The sequence below is a fragment of the Sphingomonas sp. TX0543 genome (assembly GCF_048565505.1).
GTDB lineage: Bacteria > Pseudomonadota > Alphaproteobacteria > Sphingomonadales > Sphingomonadaceae > Sphingomonas.
In genome coordinates, this window is record NZ_JBLZUS010000002.1 from 2,855,019 (window position 1) to 2,880,968 (window position 25,950).

The 25,950-nt window shown below is 64.7% G+C and carries 25 protein-coding genes and 1 tRNA gene; 17 read left to right on the top strand and 9 right to left on the bottom strand.

Going from position 1 to position 25,950, the window contains the following annotated elements; all coding sequences use genetic code 11:
• The first annotated feature begins 62 nt into the window (after positions 1 to 62).
• From ACM61V_RS14320 to dinB, 5 genes are all read left to right on the top strand, one after another.
• The gene (locus ACM61V_RS14320) at positions 63 to 1,067 is read left to right on the top strand and encodes a DNA topoisomerase IB (protein WP_137786340.1); all 1,005 of its coding nucleotides are present in this window, start codon (positions 63 to 65) and stop codon (positions 1,065 to 1,067) included.
• Positions 1,068 to 1,080: 13 nt separating this feature from the next.
• On the top strand, positions 1,081 to 2,253 hold the full coding sequence (locus tag ACM61V_RS14325; RefSeq protein ID WP_137786341.1) for a mechanosensitive ion channel family protein: 1,173 nt from the start codon (positions 1,081 to 1,083) through the stop codon (positions 2,251 to 2,253).
• Positions 2,254 to 2,447: 194 nt separating this feature from the next.
• Positions 2,448 to 2,882 carry a MaoC family dehydratase gene (locus tag ACM61V_RS14330; RefSeq protein ID WP_137786486.1) on the top strand — a complete coding sequence of 145 codons (435 nt, stop codon included), beginning with the start codon at positions 2,448 to 2,450 and terminating at the stop codon, positions 2,880 to 2,882.
• Positions 2,883 to 2,966: 84 nt separating this feature from the next.
• Positions 2,967 to 4,145, top strand: a complete 1,179-nt coding sequence (locus ACM61V_RS14335) for an acetyl-CoA C-acyltransferase (RefSeq protein WP_137786342.1) — start codon at positions 2,967 to 2,969, stop codon at positions 4,143 to 4,145.
• A 121-nt stretch (positions 4,146 to 4,266) separates the two neighbouring features.
• On the top strand, positions 4,267 to 5,346 hold the full coding sequence (dinB, locus tag ACM61V_RS14340; RefSeq protein ID WP_137786343.1) for a DNA polymerase IV: 1,080 nt from the start codon (positions 4,267 to 4,269) through the stop codon (positions 5,344 to 5,346).
• A gap of 3 nt (positions 5,347 to 5,349) precedes the next feature.
• Here dinB and ACM61V_RS14345 read toward each other — a convergent pair whose 3' ends face one another.
• Positions 5,350 to 6,249: an ROK family protein gene (locus ACM61V_RS14345; RefSeq protein ID WP_137786344.1), complete on the bottom strand. Its 900-nt coding sequence runs from the start codon at positions 6,247 to 6,249 to the stop codon at positions 5,350 to 5,352.
• Positions 6,249 to 6,692 carry a MarR family winged helix-turn-helix transcriptional regulator gene (locus ACM61V_RS14350; RefSeq protein WP_137786345.1) on the bottom strand — a complete coding sequence of 148 codons (444 nt, stop codon included), beginning with the start codon at positions 6,690 to 6,692 and terminating at the stop codon, positions 6,249 to 6,251. The genes ACM61V_RS14345 and ACM61V_RS14350 overlap by 1 nt, the downstream gene beginning before the upstream one ends.
• Before the next feature lie 82 nt (positions 6,693 to 6,774).
• On the opposite strand from ACM61V_RS14350, the gene hppD reads away from it, so the two are divergent.
• The 4 genes from hppD (at position 6,775) to ACM61V_RS14370 (ending at position 10,523) form a co-directional block, all read left to right on the top strand.
• Positions 6,775 to 7,812, top strand: a complete 1,038-nt coding sequence (gene hppD, locus ACM61V_RS14355) for a 4-hydroxyphenylpyruvate dioxygenase (RefSeq protein WP_137786346.1) — start codon at positions 6,775 to 6,777, stop codon at positions 7,810 to 7,812.
• An 85-nt stretch (positions 7,813 to 7,897) separates the two neighbouring features.
• Entirely contained in the window at positions 7,898 to 9,211 is a 1,314-nt protein-coding gene (hmgA, locus tag ACM61V_RS14360; protein ID WP_137786347.1) for a homogentisate 1,2-dioxygenase, read from the top strand.
• Entirely contained in the window at positions 9,175 to 9,558 is a 384-nt protein-coding gene (locus tag ACM61V_RS14365; RefSeq protein WP_419714085.1) for a Rieske (2Fe-2S) protein, read from the top strand. The genes hmgA and ACM61V_RS14365 overlap by 37 nt, the downstream gene beginning before the upstream one ends.
• A gap of 65 nt (positions 9,559 to 9,623) precedes the next feature.
• Positions 9,624 to 10,523: an alpha/beta fold hydrolase gene (locus tag ACM61V_RS14370; protein WP_137786348.1), complete on the top strand. Its 900-nt coding sequence runs from the start codon at positions 9,624 to 9,626 to the stop codon at positions 10,521 to 10,523.
• Between the two features lie 19 nt (positions 10,524 to 10,542).
• Here the strand turns inward: ACM61V_RS14370 and ACM61V_RS14375 are convergent, their stop codons facing one another.
• Positions 10,543 to 11,529: an NADP-dependent oxidoreductase gene (locus ACM61V_RS14375; protein WP_137786349.1), complete on the bottom strand. Its 987-nt coding sequence runs from the start codon at positions 11,527 to 11,529 to the stop codon at positions 10,543 to 10,545.
• 122 nt (positions 11,530 to 11,651) lie between these two features.
• Positions 11,652 to 12,623, bottom strand: a complete 972-nt coding sequence (locus tag ACM61V_RS14380) for a DUF2171 domain-containing protein (RefSeq protein WP_137786350.1) — start codon at positions 12,621 to 12,623, stop codon at positions 11,652 to 11,654.
• A gap of 244 nt (positions 12,624 to 12,867) precedes the next feature.
• Here ACM61V_RS14380 and ACM61V_RS14385 point away from each other — a divergent pair.
• Positions 12,868 to 12,943, top strand: a tRNA-Ala gene (locus tag ACM61V_RS14385).
• Positions 12,944 to 13,145: 202 nt separating this feature from the next.
• The gene (locus ACM61V_RS14390) at positions 13,146 to 13,943 is read left to right on the top strand and encodes a class I SAM-dependent methyltransferase (RefSeq protein WP_137786351.1); all 798 of its coding nucleotides are present in this window, start codon (positions 13,146 to 13,148) and stop codon (positions 13,941 to 13,943) included.
• A gap of 87 nt (positions 13,944 to 14,030) precedes the next feature.
• Here ACM61V_RS14390 and ACM61V_RS14395 read toward each other — a convergent pair whose 3' ends face one another.
• Both ACM61V_RS14395 and ACM61V_RS14400 read right to left on the bottom strand, forming a co-directional pair.
• A complete protein-coding gene (locus tag ACM61V_RS14395) occupies positions 14,031 to 16,646 on the bottom strand; it encodes a PAS domain-containing protein (protein ID WP_249341495.1) in 2,616 nt (871 codons plus the stop codon).
• A gap of 141 nt (positions 16,647 to 16,787) precedes the next feature.
• Positions 16,788 to 18,314 carry a catalase gene (locus ACM61V_RS14400; RefSeq protein ID WP_137786352.1) on the bottom strand — a complete coding sequence of 509 codons (1,527 nt, stop codon included), beginning with the start codon at positions 18,312 to 18,314 and terminating at the stop codon, positions 16,788 to 16,790.
• Between the two features lie 232 nt (positions 18,315 to 18,546).
• Between ACM61V_RS14400 and ACM61V_RS14405 the strand changes: the two genes are divergently transcribed.
• From ACM61V_RS14405 to ACM61V_RS14415, 3 genes are all read left to right on the top strand, one after another.
• Positions 18,547 to 19,296, top strand: coding sequence for an isocitrate lyase/phosphoenolpyruvate mutase family protein (locus ACM61V_RS14405; protein ID WP_137786353.1), 750 nt, complete (start codon positions 18,547 to 18,549; stop codon positions 19,294 to 19,296).
• A gap of 83 nt (positions 19,297 to 19,379) precedes the next feature.
• The gene (locus ACM61V_RS14410) at positions 19,380 to 20,636 is read left to right on the top strand and encodes an MFS transporter (protein ID WP_212742181.1); all 1,257 of its coding nucleotides are present in this window, start codon (positions 19,380 to 19,382) and stop codon (positions 20,634 to 20,636) included.
• 45 nt (positions 20,637 to 20,681) lie between these two features.
• Entirely contained in the window at positions 20,682 to 21,386 is a 705-nt protein-coding gene (locus ACM61V_RS14415; protein ID WP_249341497.1) for a Crp/Fnr family transcriptional regulator, read from the top strand.
• Here the strand turns inward: ACM61V_RS14415 and ACM61V_RS14420 are convergent.
• Entirely contained in the window at positions 21,373 to 21,840 is a 468-nt protein-coding gene (locus ACM61V_RS14420; RefSeq protein ID WP_137786354.1) for a hypothetical protein, read from the bottom strand. The two genes, ACM61V_RS14415 and ACM61V_RS14420, sit on opposite strands and share 14 nt — an antisense overlap.
• Positions 21,841 to 21,979: 139 nt before the next feature.
• Here ACM61V_RS14420 and ACM61V_RS14425 point away from each other — a divergent pair, with 139 nt between their 5' ends.
• Positions 21,980 to 22,495 carry a GNAT family N-acetyltransferase gene (locus ACM61V_RS14425; RefSeq protein ID WP_137786355.1) on the top strand — a complete coding sequence of 172 codons (516 nt, stop codon included), beginning with the start codon at positions 21,980 to 21,982 and terminating at the stop codon, positions 22,493 to 22,495.
• Between the two features lie 9 nt (positions 22,496 to 22,504).
• Here the strand turns inward: ACM61V_RS14425 and ACM61V_RS14430 are convergent, their stop codons facing one another.
• The gene (locus ACM61V_RS14430; protein ID WP_137786356.1) at positions 22,505 to 23,038 is read right to left on the bottom strand and encodes a superoxide dismutase family protein; all 534 of its coding nucleotides are present in this window, start codon (positions 23,036 to 23,038) and stop codon (positions 22,505 to 22,507) included.
• Positions 23,039 to 23,103: 65 nt separating this feature from the next.
• Positions 23,104 to 23,982, bottom strand: a complete 879-nt coding sequence (locus ACM61V_RS14435; RefSeq protein ID WP_137786357.1) for a CDP-alcohol phosphatidyltransferase family protein — start codon at positions 23,980 to 23,982, stop codon at positions 23,104 to 23,106.
• Between the two features lie 122 nt (positions 23,983 to 24,104).
• Between ACM61V_RS14435 and ACM61V_RS14440 the strand changes: the two genes are divergently transcribed.
• Together ACM61V_RS14440 and ACM61V_RS14445 are read left to right on the top strand one after the other, a co-directional pair.
• On the top strand, positions 24,105 to 25,211 hold the full coding sequence (locus ACM61V_RS14440; protein ID WP_137786358.1) for an inositol-3-phosphate synthase: 1,107 nt from the start codon (positions 24,105 to 24,107) through the stop codon (positions 25,209 to 25,211).
• Positions 25,208 to 25,903 (top strand): NTP transferase domain-containing protein, encoded by a 696-nt coding sequence (locus ACM61V_RS14445; RefSeq protein WP_137786359.1) that lies wholly within the window; start codon positions 25,208 to 25,210, stop codon positions 25,901 to 25,903. Before ACM61V_RS14440 ends, ACM61V_RS14445 begins: the two co-directional genes overlap by 4 nt.
• Positions 25,904 to 25,950: the final 47 nt, after the last annotated feature.

Here is a 25,950-nt window from a genome sequence, read left to right on the forward strand (position 1 = left end):
CCTATCGTTCCGGAACCCCGCGACGAACCGCGCATTGGATCGGTCATTGCGAAAGAGGACCGATGGCCGCCAAGAAAATCGTCTATTGCGATGACAGTGCTCCCGGGATCACCCGGCGTCTGATACGCGGTCGCTGGGGATATTGGACGGCGAAAGGCGAGCGGATCACCGATCGGGACGAGATCGACCGGCTGAACGCCATCGCGCTGCCGCCCGCCTATACCAACGCCTGGTTCTGCCCACGGCCAAATGGCCATATCCAGGCGATCGGCTGGGACGAGAAGGGCCGCAAGCAATATCGCTACCACACCGATTTTCGTGAGGCGCAGGATGCCGCGAAATATGAGCGCTGCGCGGAATTCGGCCTGGCTCTCCCCCTGCTGCGCAAACGCGTCGCAGCGGACCTGCGCAAACGCGCGATGTCGCGCGAGCGCGCCGTGGCAGCAGTGGTTCGGCTGCTGGATCAGACGCATATCCGCGTCGGCAACGAAGCCTATGCCAAGGCCAACCGCAGCTTCGGCGCGACCACGCTGCGCAAGCGCCACGTGCGGGTGAAGGGCGCCACCGTGCGGCTGCGCTTTCGCGGCAAGGGCGGCGTGGAGCGCGAATGCTCTCTCACCGATCGTGCGCTCGCGCGTTTCGTGCGCGCCTGTCAGGATCTGAGCGGCCAGCAACTGTTCACCTGGCTCGACGAGGCCGGTGAGGCGCATCCCGTCACCTCGTCGGACGTCAATGCCTATATCCGCGCGGCGACGGGCGAGGATTTCACCGCCAAGCATTTCCGCACCTGGGGCGCGAGCGTCGTCGCTTTCGAGGCGCTGGCCACCGCCGAGCGCGACCTCAGCCTCAAATCCATGCTAGAGCCGGTGACGCGCCAGCTTGGCAACACGCCCGCGATAGCGCGCAAATCCTATGTTCACCCCGCGCTGATCGGCCTGGTGCGCAATGGGCAGGCCGCGTTCCGCAAGGCCTTGCGCATGCCCCGCAAGACACGCCACTTGAGCCGCATCGAGCGCGGCCTCATTGCGTTCCTCGAAACCGGAGCGCCGGCCGCGATCGCGGCCTGATAAAGGAAGACGGATGAGTAGTAACAGCAGCGCGGCGAAAGCGCCCGTCCTGCCCCGGCATAATCTGGATGCGCAGCTGCGCGCGCTCTACGAATCCAGCGCGGAGTGGATCGCGACCAACTGGCTCCAGATCGCGATCGCGATCGCGATCGGCCTTGCCATTGCCGCCTTCCTGATGTGGGTACGCAAATTCGGCCCGAAGCTTGCGACGCGCAGCAAATCCGGAAAGGGCTGGCCGGCAGTGTTCGGGCGCGCCATTCAGCGCACCGGCAACCTCTTCATCGCTTTGCTCGCCGCCAAGCTCGTCTCGGGCTATGCGGACGCACCCCGCCCAGTCGCCTCGACGATCAACTTCCTGTTCACCATCGTCGCGGTTTTCCAGAGCGCCGTCTGGGCACGCGAGGTTATTATCGGCGCGATCGAGCGGCGCGCGCGCTCGGATCATTATTCCGGCGAGGCGCTGGTCAGCGCGATGGGACTGATCCGAGTGCTCGTCAGCTTCGCGGTGTTCGCGATCGCGCTGATCGTGGTGCTGGACAATCTCGGCGTGAATGTCACCGGCCTCGTCGCCGGCCTCGGCGTCGGCGGCATCGCGATCGGTTTGGCCGCGCAGGGCATTTTCGCCGACCTGTTTGCCGCGCTCGCGATCATCTTCGACAGGCCGTTCCGGCGCGGCGATGCGATCGCCTATGACCAGTCGACCGGCACCGTCGAAGAGATCGGCCTCAAATCCACCCGTATCCGCGGCACCAGCGGCGAAGAGCGGATCATCTCCAACCGCAAGCTGCTCGACAAGGAAATCCTCAACAACACGCGCCGCTCGTTCCGGCGCACAACCTTCACCCTGGGTGTCGCCTATGAGACGCCCGTGGAAAAGCTCCGGCAGTTCCCCGACCTCGCGAAGGGCGTGGTCGAGGCGAGCGGCCTCGTCTTCGTCCGTTGCGGCTTCAAGAGTTTCGGCGCGTCGAGCCTCGATTTCGATATCGAGTTCGACAGCGAATCGGCCGATTTCGGCGCAGCCTTCCAGGGACGCCACGATGTCGGCGTCGGCTTGCTGAAAATGTGCGCGGAACAGGGCATATCGATTCCCTATCCGACTCAGACCACGCTTACCGCCGCGCCGGATGGCACGCTCATCATGCCCTATCCGCCCGAACCGGATGCCGCGCGACCGGCGACCGGTTGAGCGCGCGAAGCCATGCTTACGCTACGGATTTCGAATGTCGGGTTCGTAAATCACATGCGGAAACGCGGGATCGCCCGAGTATCTTCATGCTTGCGGTTCGCGGGCCTTGCGGCGGTGGCGGTTACGCGCCTAGAGGGAACCGATCGCGCCTCGGCGCAGGTGAACCTTACGGAGGGACCGTGAACGCGGACGAAATGAAAGCCAGCATCGGCAAGGAAACCGTGTCCGACTGGATCGAGGTTTCGCAGGACATGATAAACAAGTTCGCCGACGCGACCGGCGATCACCAGTTCATCCATGTCGACCCGGAACGCGCCAAGCAGACGCCGTTCGGCACGACGATCGCGCACGGCTTCCTCACGCTGTCGCTGCTGCCGCTGATCGCCGCGAAGAATGCCGACGCTCCACGCCTCGACGGGGTGAAGATGGGCGTCAACTACGGCGGCAACAAAGTACGCTTCCTCGCGCCCGTGCCTTCCGGCTCGCGCGTTCGCGGCCGATCCAAGATCACCGAGTTCGATGAAAAGCGCCCGGGCCAGTTCCAGTATACCACCGAAACGACGGTGGAGATCGAGGGTTCGGAGAAGCCGGCGATGATCGCCGAGTGGATCACGCAGATTTTCGTCTGATCCCCATGCCCGGAGATGGCCCGGCTCCGGCCGGCCGCTGAGAATGCCCTCCCCAGGCACGTCGATACTTCAGGAGAACAAGCCATGCGTTCCGCCGTCATCGTTTCCACCGCCCGCACCCCGATCGGCCGTGCCTATCGCGGGGCGTTCAACAACACCGTATCCCCGACGCTCGCCAGCCACGCGATCAAGGCGGCCGTCGAGCGCGCCGGGATCGAGGGCGCCGAAGTGCAGGACGTGGTGTTCGGCTCCGCGCTTCAGCAGGGCGCGCAGGCTGGCAATATTGCCCGCACGTCGCTGTTGCGCGCCGGCCTGCCGGTCACCGTGTCCGGGATGTCGCTCGATCGCCAGTGCGCCTCGGGCCTGATGGCGATCGCCACCGCGGCGAAGGAGATCATCGTCGATAACATGGACGTCGCGATCGGCGGCGGCGTGGAGTCGATCAGCCTTGTCCAGACCCCGCAGATGCGCGTGCAGCCCGATCCCGAACTGGTGGCGATGCACAAGGACATCTACATGCCGATGCTGCAGACCGCCGAGGTGGTCGCCAAGCGTTACGGCATCAGCCGCGATGCGCAGGACGAATACGGCTTCCAGTCCCAGCAGCGCACGTCCGCCGCGCAGGCCGCCGGCAAGTTCGATCAGGAGATCGTTCCCGTCACCGCCACCATGGCGATCGTGAACAAGGAAACGAAGGAAGTATCCCACAAGGAAGTCACGCTCGCCAAGGATGAGGGCAATCGCCCGGAGACGACGCTGGAGGGCCTGAAGGCGCTGGCCCCGGTGCTCGGCCCCGATCTCAACATAACCGCCGGCAACGCCTCACAGCTGTCGGACGGCGCATCGGCCAGCGTATTGATGGAAGAAAAGCTCGCCGAGAAGCGCGGGCTTACCCCGCTTGGCCGCTATGTCGGCATGGCCGTCGCCGGCACCGAGCCGGATGAGATGGGCATCGGTCCGGTCTTCGCGATCCCGAAGCTGCTTGAGCGCTTCAATCTCAAGATGAACGATATCGGCCTGTGGGAGCTCAACGAGGCGTTCGCGGTGCAGGTGCTTTACTGCCGCGACAAGCTGGGCATTCCCAACGAGCTGCTGAACGTCAACGGCGGCGCGATCTCGATCGGCCACCCCTATGGCATGTCCGGCGCGCGCATGACCGGCCACGCGCTGATCGAAGGCAAGCGGCGCGGCGCGAAATATGTCGTGGTCACGATGTGCATCGGCGGCGGCATGGGCGCGGCCGGATTGTTCGAAGTGCTTTAAACGCCGGCGCAACGGCGCATCAGGCGCCTTTGCCGGGAACCCCGGTCGCGATCAGCGGCCGGGGTTTTTGTTGGTGTTCCCGGCCTGTTCCTCAAGCGGATATTGTGGCATCAGGCACGGCGTGTCGGACGCCGCTTCCCCGCGCAAGATCATCCATGTCGACATGGACGCCTTCTACGCGTCGGTCGAGCAGCGCGACGATCCCGCGCTGCGCGGCCGCCCGGTCGCGGTGGGCAGCGCGCAGGCGCGCGGGGTGGTCGCGGCGGCAAGCTATGAGGCGCGCGCTTTCGGTGTCCGCAGCGCGCTCCCCTCCGCAACCGCGCTGCGGCGCTGCCCCGATCTGGTTTTCGTACGCCCGCGCTTCGACGTCTATCGCGCGATCAGCCAGCAGATCCGCGCGATCTTCGCGGATTATACCGCGCTGATCGAACCGCTCTCGCTCGACGAAGCCTATCTCGACGTTACCGAGGACACCCGCCAGCTCGGCTCCGCGCGCGCGATCGCCGAGCAGATACGCGGCCGGATCCGCGCCGACACCGGGCTGACCGCGTCCGCCGGCGTCAGCTACAACAAGTTCATCGCCAAGCTCGCCTCGGACCAGAACAAGCCCGACGGCCTGTGCGTGATCCCGCCGGCGAAAGGCGCGACGTTCGTGGCGACGCTGCCGGTTTCACGCTTCCACGGCGTCGGGCCGGTGACGGCGCGGCGCATGGCGGCGCTCGGGATCGAGACCGGAGAGGATCTGCGCGGGCAAAGCCGCGAGTTCCTGCGCGCGCATTTCGGCAGCTACGCCGATTATCTTTACAATGCGGCGCGCGGGATCGACGAGCGCCCGGTGCGCGCGGACCGCCCCACCAAATCGATCGGGGCGGAGCGCACCTTCGATCGCAACCTGACCGATGCCGCCGAAACCATCGCGGCGCTCGATCGCGTCGCGGAGGCGGCGTGGGAGCGGATCGCGCGCAGCGGCGAGCGCGGGCGGACCGTGACGCTGAAATTCCGCCGTGCCGATTTCCGCACTTTCACCCGCTCGCGATCGCTCGCCGATCCAGTGACGGATCGGGCACAATTGGTCGCCATCGGCCAGACGCTGCTCGCGCGCGAATTTCCCGTCGCCGGCGGCATACGCCTGCTCGGGCTGACGCTTTCAGGGATTTTGGACGCACATGAAGGGGCGCAGCCGGCGTTGCCGCTCGGCTGAGCCTCAGCAGTCCGCCTGCTCCAGCGCCAGTTCGCCGAGCACGATCGCGCCCAGCGGCCCGGCATCCGCGCCAAGCCCGGCGCCCACGACGAACGTCTCGATCTCCTCCACCTCGGGCAGCGCGACATAGCCGCCCAGGGAGCGCCGCAGGCCCGCCCGGATCACCGGCAGCAGGAACGGGTTGCCCACCATCACGCCGCCACCCATCACGATGCGGCGCGGCACCCCCGTCATCACCAGCGTATGGAGCAATTGTGCCAGCGCATGCGTCACCGATTCCCACACGGGATGATCGGGCGACAGGCTCTGCCCCTCCACACCCGTCCGCGCACCGATCGCGGTGCCGGAGGCAAGCCCCTCCGCACAGGCGCCATGGAACGGGCATGATCCGGGCCAGTCATCACCCGCGAGGCGAACCGGGCGCACATGGCCCAGTTCGCCGTGGGTCATCCCGTCCACAGGTCGCCCGCCGGCCACCAGCCCGACGCCGATCCCCGTCCCCACCGTCACATAGGCCAGATCGCCCAGCCCTCGCGCCGCGCCCCAGCGCGCCTCGCCAAGCGCCGCGCCGGCCACATCGGTGTGGAAGCCCACCGGCACGCCATAGCGCGCGCCCAACCGCTTCGCGATGTCAGTGTGCGACCAGTGCGGCTTGGTGGTGATCGTGATGCTGCCGAAATCCGGCGAGCGCCGATCGATCGAGATCGGCCCGAAGCTGGCGATCCCGAGCGCGGCGAAATCGCGCCATCCGTCGATCGCCGCTTCCAGCGCGGGCAGCGTTTCTTCCGGTCGCGTGGTGGGCACGCGAACGCGCTCCAATATCTCGTCGGGCCCGCGCGCCAGGATCGCGACGCACTTCGTGCCGCCAAGTTCGATCCCCGCGACAAGCGGAGCCTGCGACATCAGACGGTTTCCAGGACCGCCGCGTCGATCCGCCGCAGCATTGCCATGAAACCCTCAAGCTCCGCCGGATCAAAGCTCGCGAAGATGCGCCGTTCCAGCTCCAGCGCCTTGGGCGCGATCAGCGCGTATAGTTCCCGGCCCGAATCGGTGAGCGACAGCAGATGCGAGCGCTTGTCGGCGGTATTGGGGGCGCGTTGCAGCAGCCCGCGCTCCACCAGCGCGATCGCGGCGCGGCTGACGGTCACCTTGTCCATGCGGGTCCGCTCGCCGATGTCCGCCTGATTGATCCCATCACCCTCCGCGATCACCGCAACCAGCCGCCATTCCGGGATGGTCAGCCCGAACATCGACTCATACGCTCGGGCGATCCGGTCACTCACCAGATTGGAGGTGATCGACAGGCGATACGGCAGGAACCGATCGAGTTGCAGGCGCTTGGTCATCGTGGATAGCGTAGCATTTGACACCACAGGCTCAACACGCGATATTGGTTTCAATTGATACCATATCACGGAAAGAATCGCCATGACCGCCGACAATCCGCTTGGCCTGAACGGGTTTGAATTCGTCGAGTTCACCTCGCCCGATCCGGAAGGGATGGGCAGGCAGTTCGAGCAGCTTGGTTTCACGGCGACGCATCGCCATCCGACCAAGAACATCACCCGCTACAAGCAAGGCCGCATCAACCTGATGCTCAACCGCGACGAGGCGGGGCGCGTCGCCTCTTTCCGGGGCGAGCACGGGCCGTCGGCAAGCGCGATGGCGTTCCGCGTCGCCGACCCGGTGGCGGCGATGAAATGGGCGCTGGAGCATGGCGCGAAGCCCACCGACGAAGACGACACGGTGATCCAGGGTATCGGCGGCAGCTACCTCTATTTCATCGCGGACGGCATCGACCTTTATGCCGACTGGGCGGAAATGCCCGGCTGGCGCGAGGCGGAGGCGAAGAACAACGTCGGGCTGGATCTCCTCGACCACCTTACCCACAATGTGCGGCGCGGGCAGATGCGGGTGTGGTCGGAATTCTACCGCACGCTCTTCGGCTTCGAGGAGCAGAAGTATTTCGACATCAAGGGCAAGGCCACCGGCCTGTTCAGCCAGGCGATGATCGCGCCCGACAAGGCGATCCGCATCCCGCTCAACGAAAGCCAGGACGACAATTCGCAGATCGAGGAATTCATCCGCGAATATCAGGGCGAAGGCATCCAGCATCTCGCGCTCACCACGCCGGACATTTACGACACGGTGGAGCGCCTGCGCGCGCGTGGCGTGAAGCTGCAGGACACGATCGAAACCTATTACGAGCTGGTCGACAAGCGCGTTCCGGGCCACGGCGAGGATCTGGAGCGGCTGCGCAGGAACCGCATCCTGATCGACGGCTCGGTCGAAAATGACGAGGGTATCCTGCTGCAAATCTTTACCGAGAACATGTTTGGCCCGATCTTCTTCGAGATCATCCAGCGCAAAGGCAATGAGGGCTTCGGCAACGGCAATTTCCAGGCGCTGTTCGAGAGCATCGAACTGGATCAGATCCGGCGTGGCGTCATCAAGGTCGATGCCTGACCGGTGACGGAGGTGTAGGCTTGCGCGCTATGCGGCGCGATTGCGCGGCCATCGACCGCCTGGCTGTGAACTAGAGAGGCACAGGATGAACGACCATTCCCGCATCGACGCGCAGGCGGCCGCCGCCGCCTACACACCCGGCTTCGGCAATCATATCGCGACCGAGGCGGTGGCCGGCGCGCTTCCGATCGGCCGCAATTCGCCGCAGAAGCCGCCTTTCGGCCTGTATGCCGAGCAGCTTTCCGGCACTGCCTTCACCGCCCCGCGCCATGAGAACCGCCGCTCCTGGCTTTATCGGCTGCGTCCCTCCGCCGAGCATCCCGCGTTCACCGCCTATGACGGCGCGCCGCGCTTTTCGCCCGCGACGCCGCCGGAGCCGCTGGCACCGAACCGGCTACGCTGGGATCCGGTTGCCGGGTTCCCCGCCGGCGCCGATCTGATCGACGGCATGACGACGATGCTCGCCAACGGCGATCCGGCGCATCTGGAAGGCGTCGCGCTCCATCTCTACGCCGCCGATCGGGACATGATCGACCGCGTGTTCGTGAATGCCGACGGGGAATTGCTGTTCGTGCCCCAGGAAGGGCGGCTTGAGCTGCTGACAGAAATGGGCCGCATCGCGATCGCGCCGGGGCAGATCGCGCTGGTTCCGCGCGGCGTGCGTTTCCGTGCGCTCCTGCCGGACGGCGCGGCGCGCGGCTATGTCTGCGAGAATTACGGCAGCATGTTTCGCCTGCCCGATCTCGGCCCGATCGGCGCCAACGGTCTCGCCAATCCGCGCGATTTCGAAACGCCGGTGGCGTGGTTCGAGGATCGCGACGAGCGCATCGAGGTGATCCAGAAATATCTCGGCCATTTGTGGCATGCCGAACTCAGCCACTCACCGTTGGACGTGGTGGCATGGCACGGCAATCTAGCCCCGTATCGCTATGATCTTGCGCGGTTCAATACGATCAACACCGTCAGCTTCGATCATCCGGATCCCTCGATCTTCACGGTGCTTACCTCGCCCAGCGATGTGGCTGGGCGCGCCAACGCCGATTTCGTGATCTTCCCGCCGCGCTGGATGGTGGCCGAGGATACATTCCGGCCGCCGTGGTTCCACCGCAACGTGATGTCGGAGGCGATGGGGCTCATCACCGGCGCCTATGATGCGAAGGCGGAAGGGTTTCGCCCCGGCGGGCTTTCGCTCCACAATCTGCTTTCCGGCCACGGGCCGGACAAGGCGACGTGGGACGCGGCCTCGAACACTGCGTTGCAGCCGCACCGGATCGGCGGCACGATGGCGTTCATGCTCGAAAGCTGCTGGCCCTATCGCCCCACCCGCTTCGCGCTGGCGCATGCCCAGCCCGATTACGATGCGTGCTGGGCCGATTTCCCCAAGGCGACCCTGCCCTGACCGAACGCCTGACCGCCACCCCGCCCGGCATCGCTCTCGGCCCGCTGGAGCAGATCGCCGACGGCGCGGCGCGTGGCTTCGTGATCGAGATGCGCGCAGGGCGTTTCCACGGCTTCGTCGTGCGGCGCGGGGCAGGCGCGTTCGGCTATGTCGATCGCTGCCCGCATATGGGCCTGCCGCTCGCCCAGAAGCTTGACGATTATGTCGCGGGCGGAATAATCGCCTGCGGCTGGCACGGCGCGGTTTTCGACATCGCAAGCGGCAAATGCCGTGGCGGCCCCTGCCCCGGCACGAGCCTCACGCCCTGGCCGGTGACGGTGCTTGACGGAACCATCCATACCGCCTGAGCCTTTATGTTGCGATTTCGTGACAGACGGGGCATGGTCCCCGGTTTGAAGGAGGCGCGGGCGCGATGGCACGGGTTGCCGCCAACGGCATTGAGATCGAATATGATGAATTCGGCGCGCCGGACGCCCCGGCGGTGCTGATGATCATGGGGCTGGGCGCGCAGCTCGTACGCTGGCCGATGAACCTGGTCGAGGCGCTGGTGGCGCGCGGCTATCGCGTGATCCGGTACGACAATCGCGATGTCGGGCTTTCCACCAAGTTCGATGCGATGGGCACGCCAAGCTTCGCGCTGATGGCGGTTTCACACATTTTGCGTCGCCCGGTTCGCGCGCCATATTCGCTCACCGACATGGCCGCCGACGCGGTCGGGCTGCTCGACGCGCTCGGCATCGAGCGGGCGCATATCGTCGGCGCATCGATGGGCGGCATGATCGCCCAGCTTTTCGCCGCGCACTGGCCGGAACGCACGCTGTCGCTCACGTCGATCATGTCCACCACGGGCAACCCTGCCCTCCCGGGCGCGTCGCTTCAGGCGATGGGCATCCTGTTGCGTCGCCCGCGCAGCGCTGACGTGGAGGCGATCGTGGCACATGGCGTGCGCGCGTCGAAGGTGGTGGCCGCCCGGTTGCAGGAAGACGAGGCCTTCATGATGGAGCGCTATCGCGAGGAAGTGACGCGCAATCACCATCCGGCTGGCTTCGTGCGTCAGATGGCCGCGATCCTCGCAGACGGCGATCGGCGCGCGCGGCTGAAGGCGATCACCGCCCCGGCCGTCGTCGTGCACGGCACGGAAGATCCGCTCGTGCCTGTCGAGGGGGGCCGCGATACCGCGGCCCACGTGCCTGGCGCGCGCTTGGTCGAAATACCCGGCATGGGCCACACGTTGCCGCCGGACGTGATCCCGGCGGTGGTGGCTGCGTTCGAAAGCGTCGCCAACCCGCAGCGGATGTCCCGCGCCGCCTGAGGGTTGGCGACGCGATCCATCAGACGCGAACGAGCATCTTGCCGGTATTCCCGCCGGTGAACAGCCCGCGGAACGCCGCCGGCATTGTCTCCAGCCCCTCGTGCACCGTTTCGTGGCGCTTGAGCTTCCCCTCTTTCAGCCACGCGCCCATATCGCCGTAGAATTCATCGACACGCGTAAAGAAATCGCTGACGATGAAGCCGCGGATATTGATCCTCGCGCCGATCACCTTGGCGAGATAACGCAGTTCCTGAGCCTTCCCGTCATTGTAGATGTCGATCATGCCGCAGATCGCAAAGCGCGCATTCATCCGCGCAGCGAGCAGCGCAGCGTCCAGATGCTCGCCGCCGACATTGTCGAAATAGACGTCTATCCCTTCCGGCGCAGCCTCCATCAGCCCGCGCGTCACCGAGCCCGCCTTGTAATCGACGACGTGATCCGCGCCGATCTGCTTCACCCAGGCGCACTTTTCCGCCCCGCCGGCCGAACCGATGACCGTCATGCCCTTGGCCTTGGCGATCTGCACCACCGTCGAGCCCACCGCGCCCGCTGCCGCAGATACGAATACCACATCGCCCGGCTTCGCGGACGCGATGCTCAACAATCCGAAATACGCCGTCATACCGGGCATGCCGAGTTGCCCCAGATAGGCCTGATCGTCGACGCCCAGATCCGGCAGCTTCTGCGCCTCGGCAGCGTTCAGCACCGCCTCCTCGCGCCAGCCGAGCATGTGCTGCACACGCGTACCGACCGGCAGATCCGGGCTGTTGCTTTCGACGACTTCGCCAATCGCGCCACCCTCCATCGGCTCGCCCAGGACGAACGGCGGGACGTAACTCTTCACGTCATTCATCCGCCCGCGCATATATGGATCGACCGAAAGCCACCGGTTCGCCACCCGCACCTGCCCGGCGCCGAGAGATGCGGAAGGCACGTCGATGAGCGCGAAATTTTCATCGGCAGGGACACCCGAGGGGCGTGATTTCAAACTCCAGGCACGCGGCATCGCTCTACTCCTTGATGGTTCGATTCGAGCATGCGGTATGGCGAAGCATCACATAAATGCAAGGGGGCCGGACGTTGCCGCCCGGCCCCCCGCTTGCCCGCTCGAAAGCGCGCGACTGACCGTCAGCGGGAGAAGAATCCGCCGCTTGTCGCGTTGTTCGCGTTGTCGCGCGTCGTCGCATTGGCCGAGCTGGTCGTGCTGCGATCATTGTCGCCGAAGAACGCCTGGTTGCGCTCTTCGTCGCGCCAATGCTTCTTCGCCTCGTCGGCCGTCTTGCGCAACGTCACGTTGCCATCGACCTTCTCGATCCAGCTCGACGGGATCGAGTGATGACGGCCACCGGCATCCTGATCGCTTTTCGTCAACAGGATACGATCACCGCGTACCTTATCCACCGTGCCGACATGGGACCCGTCCGAGCCGAGCACTTCCATATGCTCTTCAACGCGGTTCAGCGAGTCGCGCTGAGTCTGCCGGCCGGCACGCCAGGCGCCGAACTCGTTCTGGAATTTGGCGTGATGCTCGCGCCGATATTCGTCGTAATCACGATCGAGCGCGGCGATCTGGCCGCGGCGCCAGTTGCCGTAATCGGAGTCGCGCTCGTTGCTCCAACGATCACTATAGCGTTCATCATTCCACATGTCGGCCTGGCGCCGGCGCTCCGCCTCGTCATCGCCGAACCACGAGCGAACTTCGTCACCGGCGCGCGCGAAAAAGCCGCGCTCGTCATAATCATAGTCCGGCGTATTGCGCGCGAAACGTCCGCCCTGATCGCGGTAGCGGCCGGTATTACGGTCATCGTCGTCCCAGTGGCGCCGCTGACCTACGTCCTCGAAACGGCGACCATCAGAGGAGTAGCTGCCATGATAGTCCCGCGACTGATCGGTACGATCATAGCGCGTACGATCCGCGTAGCCGGAGCGCCCGTAGTCCCGCTGGCCGTAACGCCCGCTATCCTGACGAGCGCGATCGGCCCCGTAATTGCCGGCCGCCAGATAATCGCGCCCGCTCGAATAGGTATAGTCCCGGCCCGAGCCATAATCCCGCCCATAATCAGCCGGATCGCCGCTGCGTGGATAGCGTTCGTAAGCCATCGCTTCTCTCCAAAATCGTTGCCGTCACGATGCCCGAATGCGTCTGTGCGAGCGGGCATCGATAGCCAGAAGAAGCCGCGAAAACCGTTATCGTTCCAATCGTTACGGGGATGTACCGGGCAACTGCCGCACCACGAAAGCGTCCTGTCGCAGGGTAAAGTTTTGTGCCTGTTCGCGGGAGGCGTTGCATCCCCGAAAAGAGGAAGCTATGGGCGTCGCTCCCCGGCTGCGCCGGGCACCGGGCGGGGCCGTAGCTCAGATGGGAGAGCGCTGCAATCGCACTGCAGAGGTCAGGGGTTCGATTCCCCTCGGCTCCACCAGCCCAATCCAAAACATCTAGCGAACAGTCAATTACCGGTGTTTGCCGATCTGGCGTGCGCGGCGAATGCGGCGCTCTGGAATTGAGGAACGGCCACCTGGCACGGCTCGCTTTTCTTGACCGCGACCGCGCCTTTTCGGCTATCGCATCTTCCGACCTGAGCACGATGCGTTGCGCTTAGCCAAATATACGGGAGATGATCGATGCGTGTCCTTGCCCTCGCGCCACTCGCCCTCGCGCTTTTACCTGTCGCCGTGACAGCGAAAGACGCCGTGCCGTCTGCGGCGCTGGTCGCTTCGGTGAAGGCGGACAGCCGCACCCCTGCGAACGTGGCCCGCGACCGGTATCGCCACCCCGCCGAGACGCTCGCCTTCTTCGGGGTGAAGCCTACCGATACCGTTGTCGAGATCTGGCCGGGCGGCGGCTGGTATACCGAGGTGCTTGCGCCATATCTGGCGAAAAGCGGCAAGCTGTATGCCGCCGGACCGAGCGAACGCGGGCTAGGCGCGGTACGCGCGCTCGCCACTGCCAGACCGGATATCTACGGCGGCCTGCACTACGCGATCTTCCCCGCTGCGGACGGCCAGGCCCGTGTGCCTGCCGGCACGGCCGATGTCGTGCTTACCTTTCGCAATATCCACAACTGGCGCTTCGGCGCTTCGGACCAGACCCAGGCGGCGTTCGACCAGATGTTCGCAATGCTGAAACCTGGCGGGATACTCGGCATCGAGGAGCATCGCCTCCCCGAGGATCAGGCGGGCGTGGAGGAGGGCAAAAGCGGCTACATGAAGCGCTCTTCCGTGATCGCCTATGCCACGAAAGCGGGCTTCCGGCTGGTGGCGGAAAGCCAGATCAACGCGAACGCGAAGGACACGCATGACTATCCGGGCGGCGTCTGGACGTTGCCCCCCACCTTCGCCGAAAAGGACAAGGATCGCGCACGCTATGCCGCGATCGGCGAAAGCGATCGCATGACGCTAAGGTTCGTCAAACCACGCTGAGCAAGGCTGCCACCGCCGGGATCGGGAGGCCTTCCCCGATCCCGGCGGTAGCGGGCGCAAACGCCTCTTCACGCGCGCCGCTCAACCCTAATTGGCGGCGCCGAGAAGCGCGCGAACACGCGATGCGAATGCCTCCATCGCAAATGGCTTGGTGATGACATGCATGCCCGGCTCGAGATGGCCGTGATTGAGGACGGCATTTTCGGCGTAGCCGGTGATGAACAGCACCTTGAGCCGCGGCCGGTTCACACGAACCGCATCGGCAAGCTGCCGGCCGTTCATCCCGGGCAACCCGACATCCGTAACCAGCAGATCGATATGGCGATCGGGCGTCAGCATCTTTAGCGCGGCGGGGCCATCGGCTGCCTCCAGCGTTTTGTAGCCAAGCCCCGCAAGCGTCTCGGTGACGAGCATTCTGATCGATTCCTCGTCATCCACCACCAGCACCGTTTCAGTCCCCGCCGCGCGCGGCACGGTGGACAGCGTGGCGGCTTCCGGCTCCACGAACGCCGGCTGTCCATCGACCGGCAGATATATGGTGACCGTCGTCCCCGACCCCGGGGTCGAGTGGATGCGAACCTGCCCGCCGGATTGCCGGGCGAAGCCATAGACCATCGACAGGCCCAGTCCCGTTCCGCTCCCGATCGGCTTGGTGGTGAAAAACGGCTCGAACGCCCTCGATATGGTTTCCGGCGCCATGCCCGTGCCCACGTCGCTGACCGACACGCAGACGTAATCGCCCGGTTCGATATCCCGCTCGCGGCCGGCGCGCGCATCGACATGGCGCGCCTGAGTGCCGATCATGATCCGCCCGCCATCCGGCATCGCGTCGCGGGCGTTGATGCACAGGTTAAGCAGCGCATTCTCAAGCTGGCTCGGATCGACCAGCGTGGAAGTAAGCCCGTCCTCCAGCGAGGTCTCAACGATCACCGATGGCCCGACCGTGCGCTGGATCAATTCCTCCATCCCCGAAATCAGGGCATTCGGGTCGGTCGGGCGCGGATCCAGCGTCTGTCGGCGGCTGAAAGCAAGCAACCGATGCGTGAGGGCGGCGGCGCGCTTGGCGGCTGCCTTTGCCGCCTCGACATAGCGGTCCACGTCTGCGCCGCGACCCTGTGTGAAGCGCAACTGGATCATTTCCAGGCTGCCGCTGATCGCGGTGAGCAGGTTGTTGAAATCGTGCGCCAACCCGCCAGTCAACTGCCCGACGGCCTCCATCTTCTGGGACTGACGCAATGCCTCTTCGGCGGTCACAAGATCGGCGGTGCGCTCTGCGACCTGCCGCTCAAGCGAGGCGGCGAGATCAGCCAGATCACGCTCCGCCCGCCGCCGTTCGACCGCGTCGCGCGTGCGCTCTGCGACTTCGCGCACGAAATCCAGATCATCGTCCGACCACTGCCGCGGCTCCGCGTGGTTCAAGAACAGCAGCGCCACCAGGCCGCCCTGTTCGGTCAGCGGCATGTTGATGAACGAACGCGCGCTGATTGCCTCAAGCACCGCCGAGGTTTCGGCCGTGCGGGGATCGAGCCGGGAATCCTCGACGATAGCCGTTTCGCCGCGTTTCAGCTCCTCTATGTAGCTGCCGTGGTCGCGAAAATTCAGCGTGCCCGCAATGGTCGAGACCCCCGGTGCGTTCCAGTCCCGCTCGATCGTGATGGTTTCGGCGGCGCGATCGACCAGGCCATAACCGGCGCGGGATACACCAAGCGTCTCGGCCAGTATCTGGGCAGCCGCAAAGGAAATGTCGGCAGGATCATCGAGCCTGCGAAACGCATCGTTGAGATGGAACAGTGCCTGCCGCTTGAGTTCCCGCCGCTTGGCGGTCGTAATGTCCATCGACACGCCAGCAATCCGCACGGGATTGCCCTCCGCATCAAAGAACGGCTGCCCGCGCGATGACAGCCAATGGGTAGACCCGTCCGGCCACAAGACCCGATATTCTTCGCTATATTCGCCGCGGAGCGCGCCCGCTTTCGCCATGCCTTCGACCGCGCGCGCACGATCGTCGGGGTGGATCGCGGCGATCCGATCGTCATAGCTGAACGGAACGTTCGGTGGCCGACCGAACAGCGCCTTGCACTCCTCGGACGCCGTGAGCACCTCGGTCGAGAGTTCGAGGCTCCACGTGCCGAAGCCACCGGCCTTCAGCGCGAGCGCCAGTTCCCGCTCGCGCTCCTGCTGGGTGCGCAGGCGGCTGGTGAGTTCCGCCATCAACGCGGCGTTGTCGCGCTCCAGCCCGGTGAGACGCTCGCGCTCGATCGTCACGTCCACCTGGCTGGCAAAGAAATAGGCAAGACGCTGATCGGCATCGAATACCGGCGCCATCAACAAACGGTTCCAGAACGGCTCCCCGTCCTTCCGGTAATTCCGGATGTCGACTTCGATCGGCTGCATGCGCTCGACCGCATCGTGCAGCGCGCGGATCGTTTTCGGGTCGCTGTCAGGGCCCTGAAGGAAGCGGCAATTGCGGCCGATTATCTCTTCCTTGGGATATCCGGTGAGGCGCACGAACGATTCGTTGACGAACACGACCGGGTTGTCCGGCAGACGCGGGTTCGTTATGATCATCGGCATTCGCGTGGCATGAACGGCCGCCACGAACGGATCGGTGTGCCGATCCAGCCCGGCCAGTTCGCCCGCGATTCGCTCGTCGTCGGCGATGCTGCGCCCCGACCGGCCCTTATTATCTTCCCGTTCCGTCAACGATTGCCTTCCTTCGGCAAGCGGCGAGCAACCCTGCCGCAAGCTTCCTGCTTGTCGGATTTAGCTTTGCAAATGTTGATTTTCAAACCAACGCGCCCGCGACCGGCCAGGAAATCCCGATCGACCGCGAGCGCGCTCCTGTCATTCCGCGGCTTGTGCCTCGCGAACGGCTTCGGCGGAAGCTAAACCGGGCGCCTTGGATTCACCGCCCAGTTTTTCGCGGACGCCGGCTTCGATGCGCTTACCGGTTTGCTCATCGATGTTCCGCCAATATTCAAATGCCCGTTGCAGGATCTTCTCGCTTACCCCGTCAGACAGATGGCCGACGACATTGTCCACCAGCCGCGACCGTGCCGCATCGTCCATCACATCGCGCACCAATGTGCCGGCCTGGCTCCAGTCATCGTCATCCGCGCGCAACGTATAGGCCTCGCGCACCATCTCGCCGTCAGCGTGCCACAGCCCCGCCTCGTAGGGATCGTGTTGCGCTGCGGGGCCGCCGTAGCTGTTTGGCGCGTAGACCGGGTCGGACGCCTTCTCGACCCGCATCGCGCCATCCTTCGAGTAATTGTTCACCGGCGCGACGGGCCGGTTCACGGGTATCTGCTTGTAATTGACGCCAAGACGGGCCCGATGCGCGTCGGCGTAGGAAAAGCCGCGTGCCAACAGCATCTTGTCAGGCGAGAGCCCGACCCCCGGCACGATATTGTTGGGCTCGAACGCGAGCTGCTCGATCTCCGTATGGAAATCGGTCGGGTTCCGCGTCAGCGTCAACCGGCCGACCTCGATCAGCGGATAATCGGCATGCGGCCAGATTTTCGTGAGATCGAATGGATTGATGCGATAGGTCTTGGCATCCTCATACGGCATGATCTGCCAATATAGCGTCCAGCTCGGATGGTTCCCCCCCGCGATCGCGTTGAACAGATCCCGACGATGGAAATCGCCGTCCTTGCCCGCCAGCTCGTCAGCCTCCGCCTGCGACAGATAGGCATTGCCATCACCCTGATCCGTGCGGAAATGGAATTTGACCCAGAATTTCTCGCCCTGCGCGTTCACCAGCGAATAGGTGTGGCTCGAATAGCCGTTCATCTCGCGCCACGTCTTGGGGATGCCGCGATCGCCCATGAGATAGGCGACCTGATGCGCGCTCTCGGGCGACAGCGTCCAAAAGTCCCACTGCATGTCATGATCGCGCAGATCGTTGTCGGCCCGGCGCTTCTGCGAGCGGATGAAGTTCTGGAACTTGATCGGATCGCGAATGAAGAAGATCGGCGTATTGTTGCCGACCATGTCGAAATTGCCTTCTTCGGTGTAGAACTTGACCGAAAACCCACGTGGATCACGCCACGTATCGGGGCTGCCGCGTTCCCCCGCGACGGTGGAGAAGCGCATCGCCACATCCGCCTTCGCGCCCGGCTGGAAAACGCGGGCCTTGGTGTATCGAGCGACATCTCCCGTCACCTCGAAATGCCCGAATGCTCCGCCGCCCTTGGCGTGCGGCTGCCGCTCGGGGATTCGCTCGCGATTGAAGTTCGCCATCTGCTCGAGCAGATAATGATCGTGGAGAACGATCGGACCATCCCGTCCGACCGTGAGCGAATGTTCCTGGCTCTGCACCGGTGCGCCGGCATCATTGGTAGTGCGGCGTGTGGATTGCTCTGACATCGGTGCCCTCATCATCTGGATTATCTGCTCCGATTGGTACGGGTGAGCACGCGTGAAGTTCCATGCGGTGCCACGGCAGGTGAATAAGTCGCGCCGAGCCGGCGTCTATCTTAACCCACGGCAAGAAAACGCCGTTGGATTACGAAAATCGGCGTTCCGACTTGCCGATCGGCGTGAGCACGGTAAGCAAATGAGCTACGCGTTGGTCGCGGTGTGGAGCGGGGGGAATAGTATGAGCCATTCTCACGACGCCGCGGCCCGGTTTCGCACGCTGCACGAGCGCGGCTTCTTCATCCTGCCGAATGCCTGGGATCGCGGCAGCGCGGTGCGGCTTGCCGCGCTGGGATTCAAGGCGATCGCCTCCACCAGTTCGGGCGCGGCCTGGGCGATGGGCAAAAGCGACGGCGAACTTACGCGCGACGAGGTGCTGCGCCATTTGCGGATGCTGGTCTCCGCGACCGACCTTCCCGTGAATGCCGATTTCGAAAACGGCTTTGCGGACAGCCCTGCAGATCTCGCGGCCAATGTTACGCTGGCGCTGGAGACGGGTGTAGCCGGACTATCGATCGAGGACTGGTCCGGAAGCGCGATGTATGATCGCGGCCACGCGGTTGAAAGGCTGGCGGCCGCCCGCGCGGCGATCGACGCGCTCAATCCCGATGTGATGCTGATCGGGCGAAACGAGAATTTCCGCATCCCAGACATGACCGCCTCATCCAGTATCGCGCGCGCGGTCGCTTATGCTGCGGCGGGGGCGGATTGTCTGTTCGTCCCGATGATCGCGGATCATGGCGCGGTTGCCGAACTGGTCGCGGCGGTCGCGCCGAAGCCGGTCAACGTCCTCGTTCACGACTATGACGAACGGATCGCGGGTTTCGCCGCACTTGGCGTCCGGCGTTGCAGCATCGGCGGCAGCCTGGCCAGGATTTGCTGGGACGCTTTCGATCACGCGGCGCTGCGGCTGAAGGCGTGTGCACCCTGACCTACGGGGCATCAAACGCCGCATCCGGGCGCGGCCCGGGGGAGCACGCGCCGGCTGTCACGCCGCGCCTTTCCACCCGTTCGATCGTGATCGCCGGCTGTTCGACCGTGATCGAATGGTATGATTTCACCCTCTACCTGTATCTCGCGACCGTTCTGTCCCGCACCTTCTTCGGTGGTGGCTCGGCTGGGTTGAGCGAGGCGCTGGCCGGATTTGCCATCGCCTATCTGATGCGGCCGATCGGCGCGATCGCCTTTGGCCATATCGGTGATCGCTACGGGCGCAGACCGGCGATGCTGCTGTCGATGGCGATGATGACGCTGGCGATGCTCGCGACGGCACTGCTCCCCACTTACGCGCAGATCGGATCATGGGCGGGCGGGCTATTACTGCTCCTGCGCTGCATAATGGCCTTCTCGGTCGGCGGAGAATATACCGGCGTCGTCGCCTATCTGCTCGAGGCCGCGGCTCCCGCGCGCCGGGGGCTCATCACCTCGCTGGCTTCTGCGGCGAGCGAAATCGGCGGCCTGCTCGCGGTGGGCCTTTCGGCACTGACGGTCGGCATGCTTGACGGCACAAGTCTGGATAGCTGGGGCTGGCGCATCCCGTTCCTGTTCGGTGCGGCGCTCGCTGGGCTGGTGTTGATAGCGCGCGCCGCGATCGAGGAGTCCCCCGATTTCCTGCGACAACAGGCCGAGCAGCGAGTGCCGAAGCAGCCCTTGCGACTGAGCCTTACGCATCACCGGGTGGCGATCGCGCGCGGCTTCGCGATCTCCGCGCTGGGATCCATCACTTATTACGTCGGGATCACATACGTCCCGAGTTTCCTCACCAGCGCGGGCGCGATGAGCGAAGCGAATGCGCTGTGGCTGTCCACGCTCGCGGCCGTAGCGGTGATCGCGGTGACCCCGCCGACGGGCATGCTCGCCGACCGGATCGGGCGGAGGCCGGTGCTGATCGCGCTTGGCATCGCAGCGATCCTGCTGCCGATCGTGACATTCATGTTGATGATGCAGGGCATTTTCTGGATGGCGCTGACCGGGGCGATCGCCCTCGCCTGCCTCGGCGGTGCGGTCAGCGCAATCGGCGCGGTCACCACCGCGGAGCAGTTTCCCGGTGAGGGTCGGCTCAGCGGTCTTGCATTCGGTGCGACCACGGCGACGGCTCTGTTCGGCGGCCTCACGCCCTATCTCTCGCACCTGCTGATCACGCGGACCGGCTGGCCGGTGATGCCGGGCGTCATGATCGCGATCGTCGCCGTGTGCGTGTTGCCCGTGCTGCTGAAGCTGCCGGAGACGGCATGGGCGCGGATCCGGCCGGGCAGCGGACCGCAGCGGTAATAACTATTGCTGACAAGCCGCGTATAAAGTGCGAGAAAGCATCGCGTGACCGAGGTTCCACAACGCTGCCTCGATTGTCTCGTGCGCGACACCTCATTGTGCGCCAGCATGAGCGATTGCGAGCTTGCCACGCTTAGCACCTTCGGCCGCCGGCGCGAGGTTGGGGCTGGTCAGGTCATCACCTGGGCTGGTGATCAGAACAGCGGCTGCGCCAACGTCGTGTCAGGCGCGCTCAAGGTTTCCGCCTCTACCGCCGACGGCCGGGAACAGATCGTGGGGCTGCTCTTTCCGGGTGATTTCGTCGGCCAGCTATTCGTCACCGAGGCATCGCTGACCGTCACCGCATTGACCGACACCGATCTGTGCACCTTTCCCCGCGCGAGCTTCGAGAAGGCGCTGCACACCTACCCGCGGATGGAACGCTTGCTGCTCGAACGAACGATGGCGTCGCTCGATGAAGCGCGGGAGCGGATGCTGGCGCTGGGCCGCAAGGATGCGCGCGAACGGGTAGCCGGCTTCCTGCTGGAACTGGCGGAGCGCACCGGATCGCTCGACCCGACGGGGCATGTACGGGTGCAGATCCCGATAAGCCGGGGCGAAATGGCCGGTTTCCTTGGATTGACCATCGAAACCGTCAGCCGTCACCTCACACGATTGAAAACCGCCGGAATCATCGAATTCGCCAAAGGTGAACGCGACTGCACGATCGTTAATCGCCGGTCGCTGGAAGCTATAGCTAACCCGGGCTGATGTCCGCGCGCCGCGCCGCGGCGATCCAGCTCTCCTTGAGCGCGATCGCGCGGCGACAACCATCGAAAAAGCATCGCAGCATATAGGATAGCTGCCCGACATGGGCACTTGGCTCCCGCCCGACATGCTCCCACAGCGCCGCCACCAGATCGTCGCTGTGTGTTGCATCCAGCGCATGCATCTCGCGCAACATTTCCAGTTCGGGGTCGCTCGGCCGCCGACCGGCTGGCAACCGTTCCAGCACCAGCTCCGCGCGGACGAGATGCGTGCCTCCCACCCGCATCACGCAATCGCACAGGCGACGCACCTCCGGCAGCGGCGGCAGCTTCGGCAGGCCATCGGCCAGCGCCTCCAGATCCCGGCACAATGCGCGCTGGATGGCATGATCCTCCTCGATCGTATCGAGCGTCGGTTCGATGGCTTCATGGCCTGACGGATCGGCAAGCTCGGTCATCGCAACACATCCCAGGGGCATCGACGCGGAGACTGCGCGCCCGTGCGCGGGTGCGCTTTGACGATGGTCAAAGGCGGACGAGGAGCATAGGTTCAGTGCGGCCAGCATCATCCGTCGTCCGGCATCGAAAGGTCAAGACATGCAGCAGCCTACGAGCAAACTGACCACGCGCGCCGGCACCGAACTGGACATACGGCTCGCCCAGCCGGGCGACGAGTTTCTCATCGACCAGTTCTTCGATCAGCTTTCCCCCGAAGATCGTCGTTTCCGCTTTCTGGCCACGTCAAGCCGGGTCGGCCGCTCGCTGATCGAGGCGATGACGCGTAACGACGGGCGTGACCGCACATTCCTGGCGACAGATGCCGGTAACGGCCGCCTGCTCGCGCTCGCGATGTTATGCTTCGATCCGGGCGGCGAGCGCGCCGAGGTGGCGGTCGCGGTGCGCACGGATCACAAGGCGCACGGCATCGGCTGGGAATTGATGCGCTTCGCGATGGATCAGGCGCGCGCGCAGGGCGCCCATTGGGTGGAGGCGATCGAGTCACGAGACAATGTCGCCGCGGTCAGTCTGGAGCGCGAACTGGGACTTAGCGTCGCGCCGCTGGAAGGCGACCCGACGCTCGTCAAGGTAAGCCGCAACCTGAAAGCTGATTGAGCCGCGCCCTCACCCGGCCTGGAACACCCCGCACGCGATCCGCGCACCGCTGTTACCCGCCGGATCGGTCATCAGATCGTCGGCGCTGGCATGAATGACCAGCGCGGCGCCGTCTGTGTCGAGAAGGCCGGTCATCGTCGCGCCAGGAATCATCATCGCGACCGTCCCGCGCCCGCGGGAATCGATCTCCAGATTTGGCAGATCGCCCTCGTGCGGGCCCTGAGGGTTCATCGCTCCGTGCTTCATATTGGTCGGGTTCCAATGGCCGCCGGCGCTGGCGAAATCGGGCGCGTCGCAACGACCCGCGGTATGGACGTGAGCGCCATGCTTCCCGGGCGCCAGTGCTTTCGCATCAACGGTGATGCGCAGGCCGCCCGCCACCTCCGTCGCGGTCGCGCGGCCTATATCCGCGCCAGTCGCCGATTTGAGCAGCGCCACCGCGCGAGCCCCGCCCGCGACAGGCGCACCAGTATGCATTCTGCCTTCGCCATCGTTGCACGCGGCCAGCGCCAGTGCTCCGGCCATTACCACCATCACGCGCATCACATCTTCTCCCTGAAATTCTGTTCCGATGACGAACCATTCTCGACGTGGCCCGGTTCCCCGCATCACTCCCTGCCGCTCGCGATGAGACGGGCAAGGCGCTGACAATTGGCGCGTTGTCGCATGATTGCGACCAGCAGCAGCAGATTGAAGATCGTGAGTTCGACCAGGAAAAACCAGACGGAGGAGCCTGCGATCATGCTCAACCCCAGCAAGACTGTGCGCGGATTCGCCCCCAGCAAGGCGGGCAGGAGCAATGTGCGTCGCCCGGATTCATTCGCCAGCCTCGCGATGCGCCGGCGCTCCGCCGGATCGGCTTCAGCGCTGGTCACCAGGATGTTGATCCGCTCGGTCGGCCCGGTGATCGCGCGTGATACCTTCAGGTAAAAGCCAGCAAGCGCCCCGCCCAGACCGACCGAAGCGACGGCGCGATTCTGCTGGATCCACGGCACGCCATAGACCCACCACTGGTATGTCCGGCGCGAACTTTCAGCGAAGACGGACTGCACAATGCGCGACGCGCCCGCCCCCACCACCACGAGCCAGATCAGCGGGCCGAAGCTCTGTTGCAGCGCATAGCCAAGCAAAAGGTAAAGCACCGTGTGCCCGCCGTAATCGCACAACCCGTCGATCACCTCGCCCCGCGGGCTGGCCCTGCCCGTCATCCGGGCAAGATCGCCATCCGCACCGTCAACGACATGCCAGAGCAGGTGGAGCGCGAAACCGATCGCGATCGCCAGCGGGGTCGCGATCAGCGCATACAGCACACCCGCCCCGCAAACCATCGCGGCGCCGAATATCGATACCATATTGGGCGTGATCGGGGTGCGCGCGAGCGCCGCCGCGAGTCGGCGCGCCGCCGGATGGTAGGCAGTCCGGTTCAGGAAACCCTGCAGTTCGCGCGGCTTTCCTGTAACAAACGCAGGCAATTCACTCGATTCCAAGACGAAGTCCCCTTTTCCACCGGATAACAGGTGCGGGGATCGCTTGACAGGCGTGGCGCATCTGTCACGACGTTGACATTAATCGGTCATCCGCCGGCGGCAGCCGGCAAAGCGGGGGTTTAATGTCGACGATCAAGGTTGCCATCATCGGGGTTGGTAATTGCGCAAGCAGCCTGGTGCAGGGAAAATATCATTATAGTGCCGGCAACACGGCCCATGGCCTGATCCACGAGGATGTCGGCGGCTACAAGGTCAGCGATATAGAATTCGTCGCCGCGTTCGACGTCGATTCGCGCAAGGTCGGGATCGATCTGGGCGAGGCGATCTTCGCCAAGCCGAACTGCACGAAGGTGTTCCACGCCGACGTGCCAAAGACGGGCACCGTCGTGCAGATGGGTGCGAAGCTCGACGGGGTCGCAGAGCATATGCTCGTTGCCGCCAACGATCGCGGCTTCGAAGTGGACAGCACGCCAGACGCGGATCGCGCTACCGTGGTGAAGACGCTGAAGGACTCCGGCGCCGAGATCCTCGTGAACTTCCTTCCGGTCGGCAGCCAGGCCGCAACCGAATTCTATATGGAGTGCGCGATCGAGGCGGGTCTTGCCGTCGTGAATTGCATGCCCGTGTTCATTGCGTCCAAGCCGGAGTGGGAAGCCCGCTTCGCCGACGCCGGGCTGCCGATCATCGGCGACGACGTGAAGGCGCAGGTCGGCGCGACGATCGTACACCGCGTGCTGTCCAATCTGTTCCGCAGCCGCGGGGTGACGATCGATCACACTTACCAACTCAACACCGGCGGCAATACCGACTTCATGAACATGCTCGACCGCAATCGCCTATCGAGCAAGAAGGAGTCGAAGACGGAGGCGGTGCAGGCCGTCCTCGCCGAGCGGCTCGCCGACGAGAATATCCACGTTGGCCCGTCGGACTATATTCCGTGGCTGCATGACAACAAGCTGTGCTTCCTGCGGCTTGAGGGCAATCTGTTCGGCGACGTGCCGATGAACCTTGAACTGCGCCTTTCGGTCGAGGACAGCCCGAATTCGGCGGCCGTGGTGGTGGACGCGATCCGCTGCTGCAAGCTCGCGCTCGATCGCGGCATCGCCGGCGCGCTGACCGGACCGTCCTCCTTCTTCTGCAAGCATCCGCCGGAACAATATACCGACGATATCGCGGCGCAGATGACCGACGACTTCATCCACGCCGACGCGCGGCTCGCCGCCGAGTGAGGGCACTCATCGTCGCAGCCGGCTTTGGCAGCCGGCTGCGCGCGGTGTCCCCTTCGAAGCCGCTGACCGAGGTTGCCGGTGTTCCGCTGATCGCGCGTGTCATCGCGGCGGCTCGTGCCGGCGGCGCTACCGCCTTCACGGTGGTGACGGGGCATGAGGCTGACGCCGTGGAAAGCTATCTGCGCGGGCTGGATTCGAGCATCGTCTGCATCCGGACGACTGACTGGTCGCGCGCCAACGGGCATTCGGTGCTCACGGGCGCGGATGCGATCGGGCCGGAGCGGCACCTGCTGATGATGTCAGACCATCTTTTCGATCCGGCGATCGTGGCACACACGCTTGCTGCGCCGGATGCGCCGCTGACACTGGCGATCGATCGCCGCCTGAACAATCCGTTGGTCGATCTCGAAGACGTGACCCGGGTCCGCACAAGCGGGGACCGGATCGCCGCGATCGGCAAGCATCTTGCCGATTACGACGCGTTCGATTGTGGGGTGTTCGCCGTCGATGGCCGGTTCCATGCTGCGCTGCGTGATAGCATCGCGGCGGGCGGCAACGGATCGATCTCCGCTGGAGTCGAGGCGCTCGCGCATCGCGGCGGAGCGCGCGTGGTCGATATCGGGGACGCCTGGTGGCTGGACGTGGACGATCCGACCGCGCTTGCACAGGCGGAGGCCGCGCTGGCCTCCTGATCCATCCCGCACGCAAATAGTTTTGTTGCGGATGTATCACGCATATG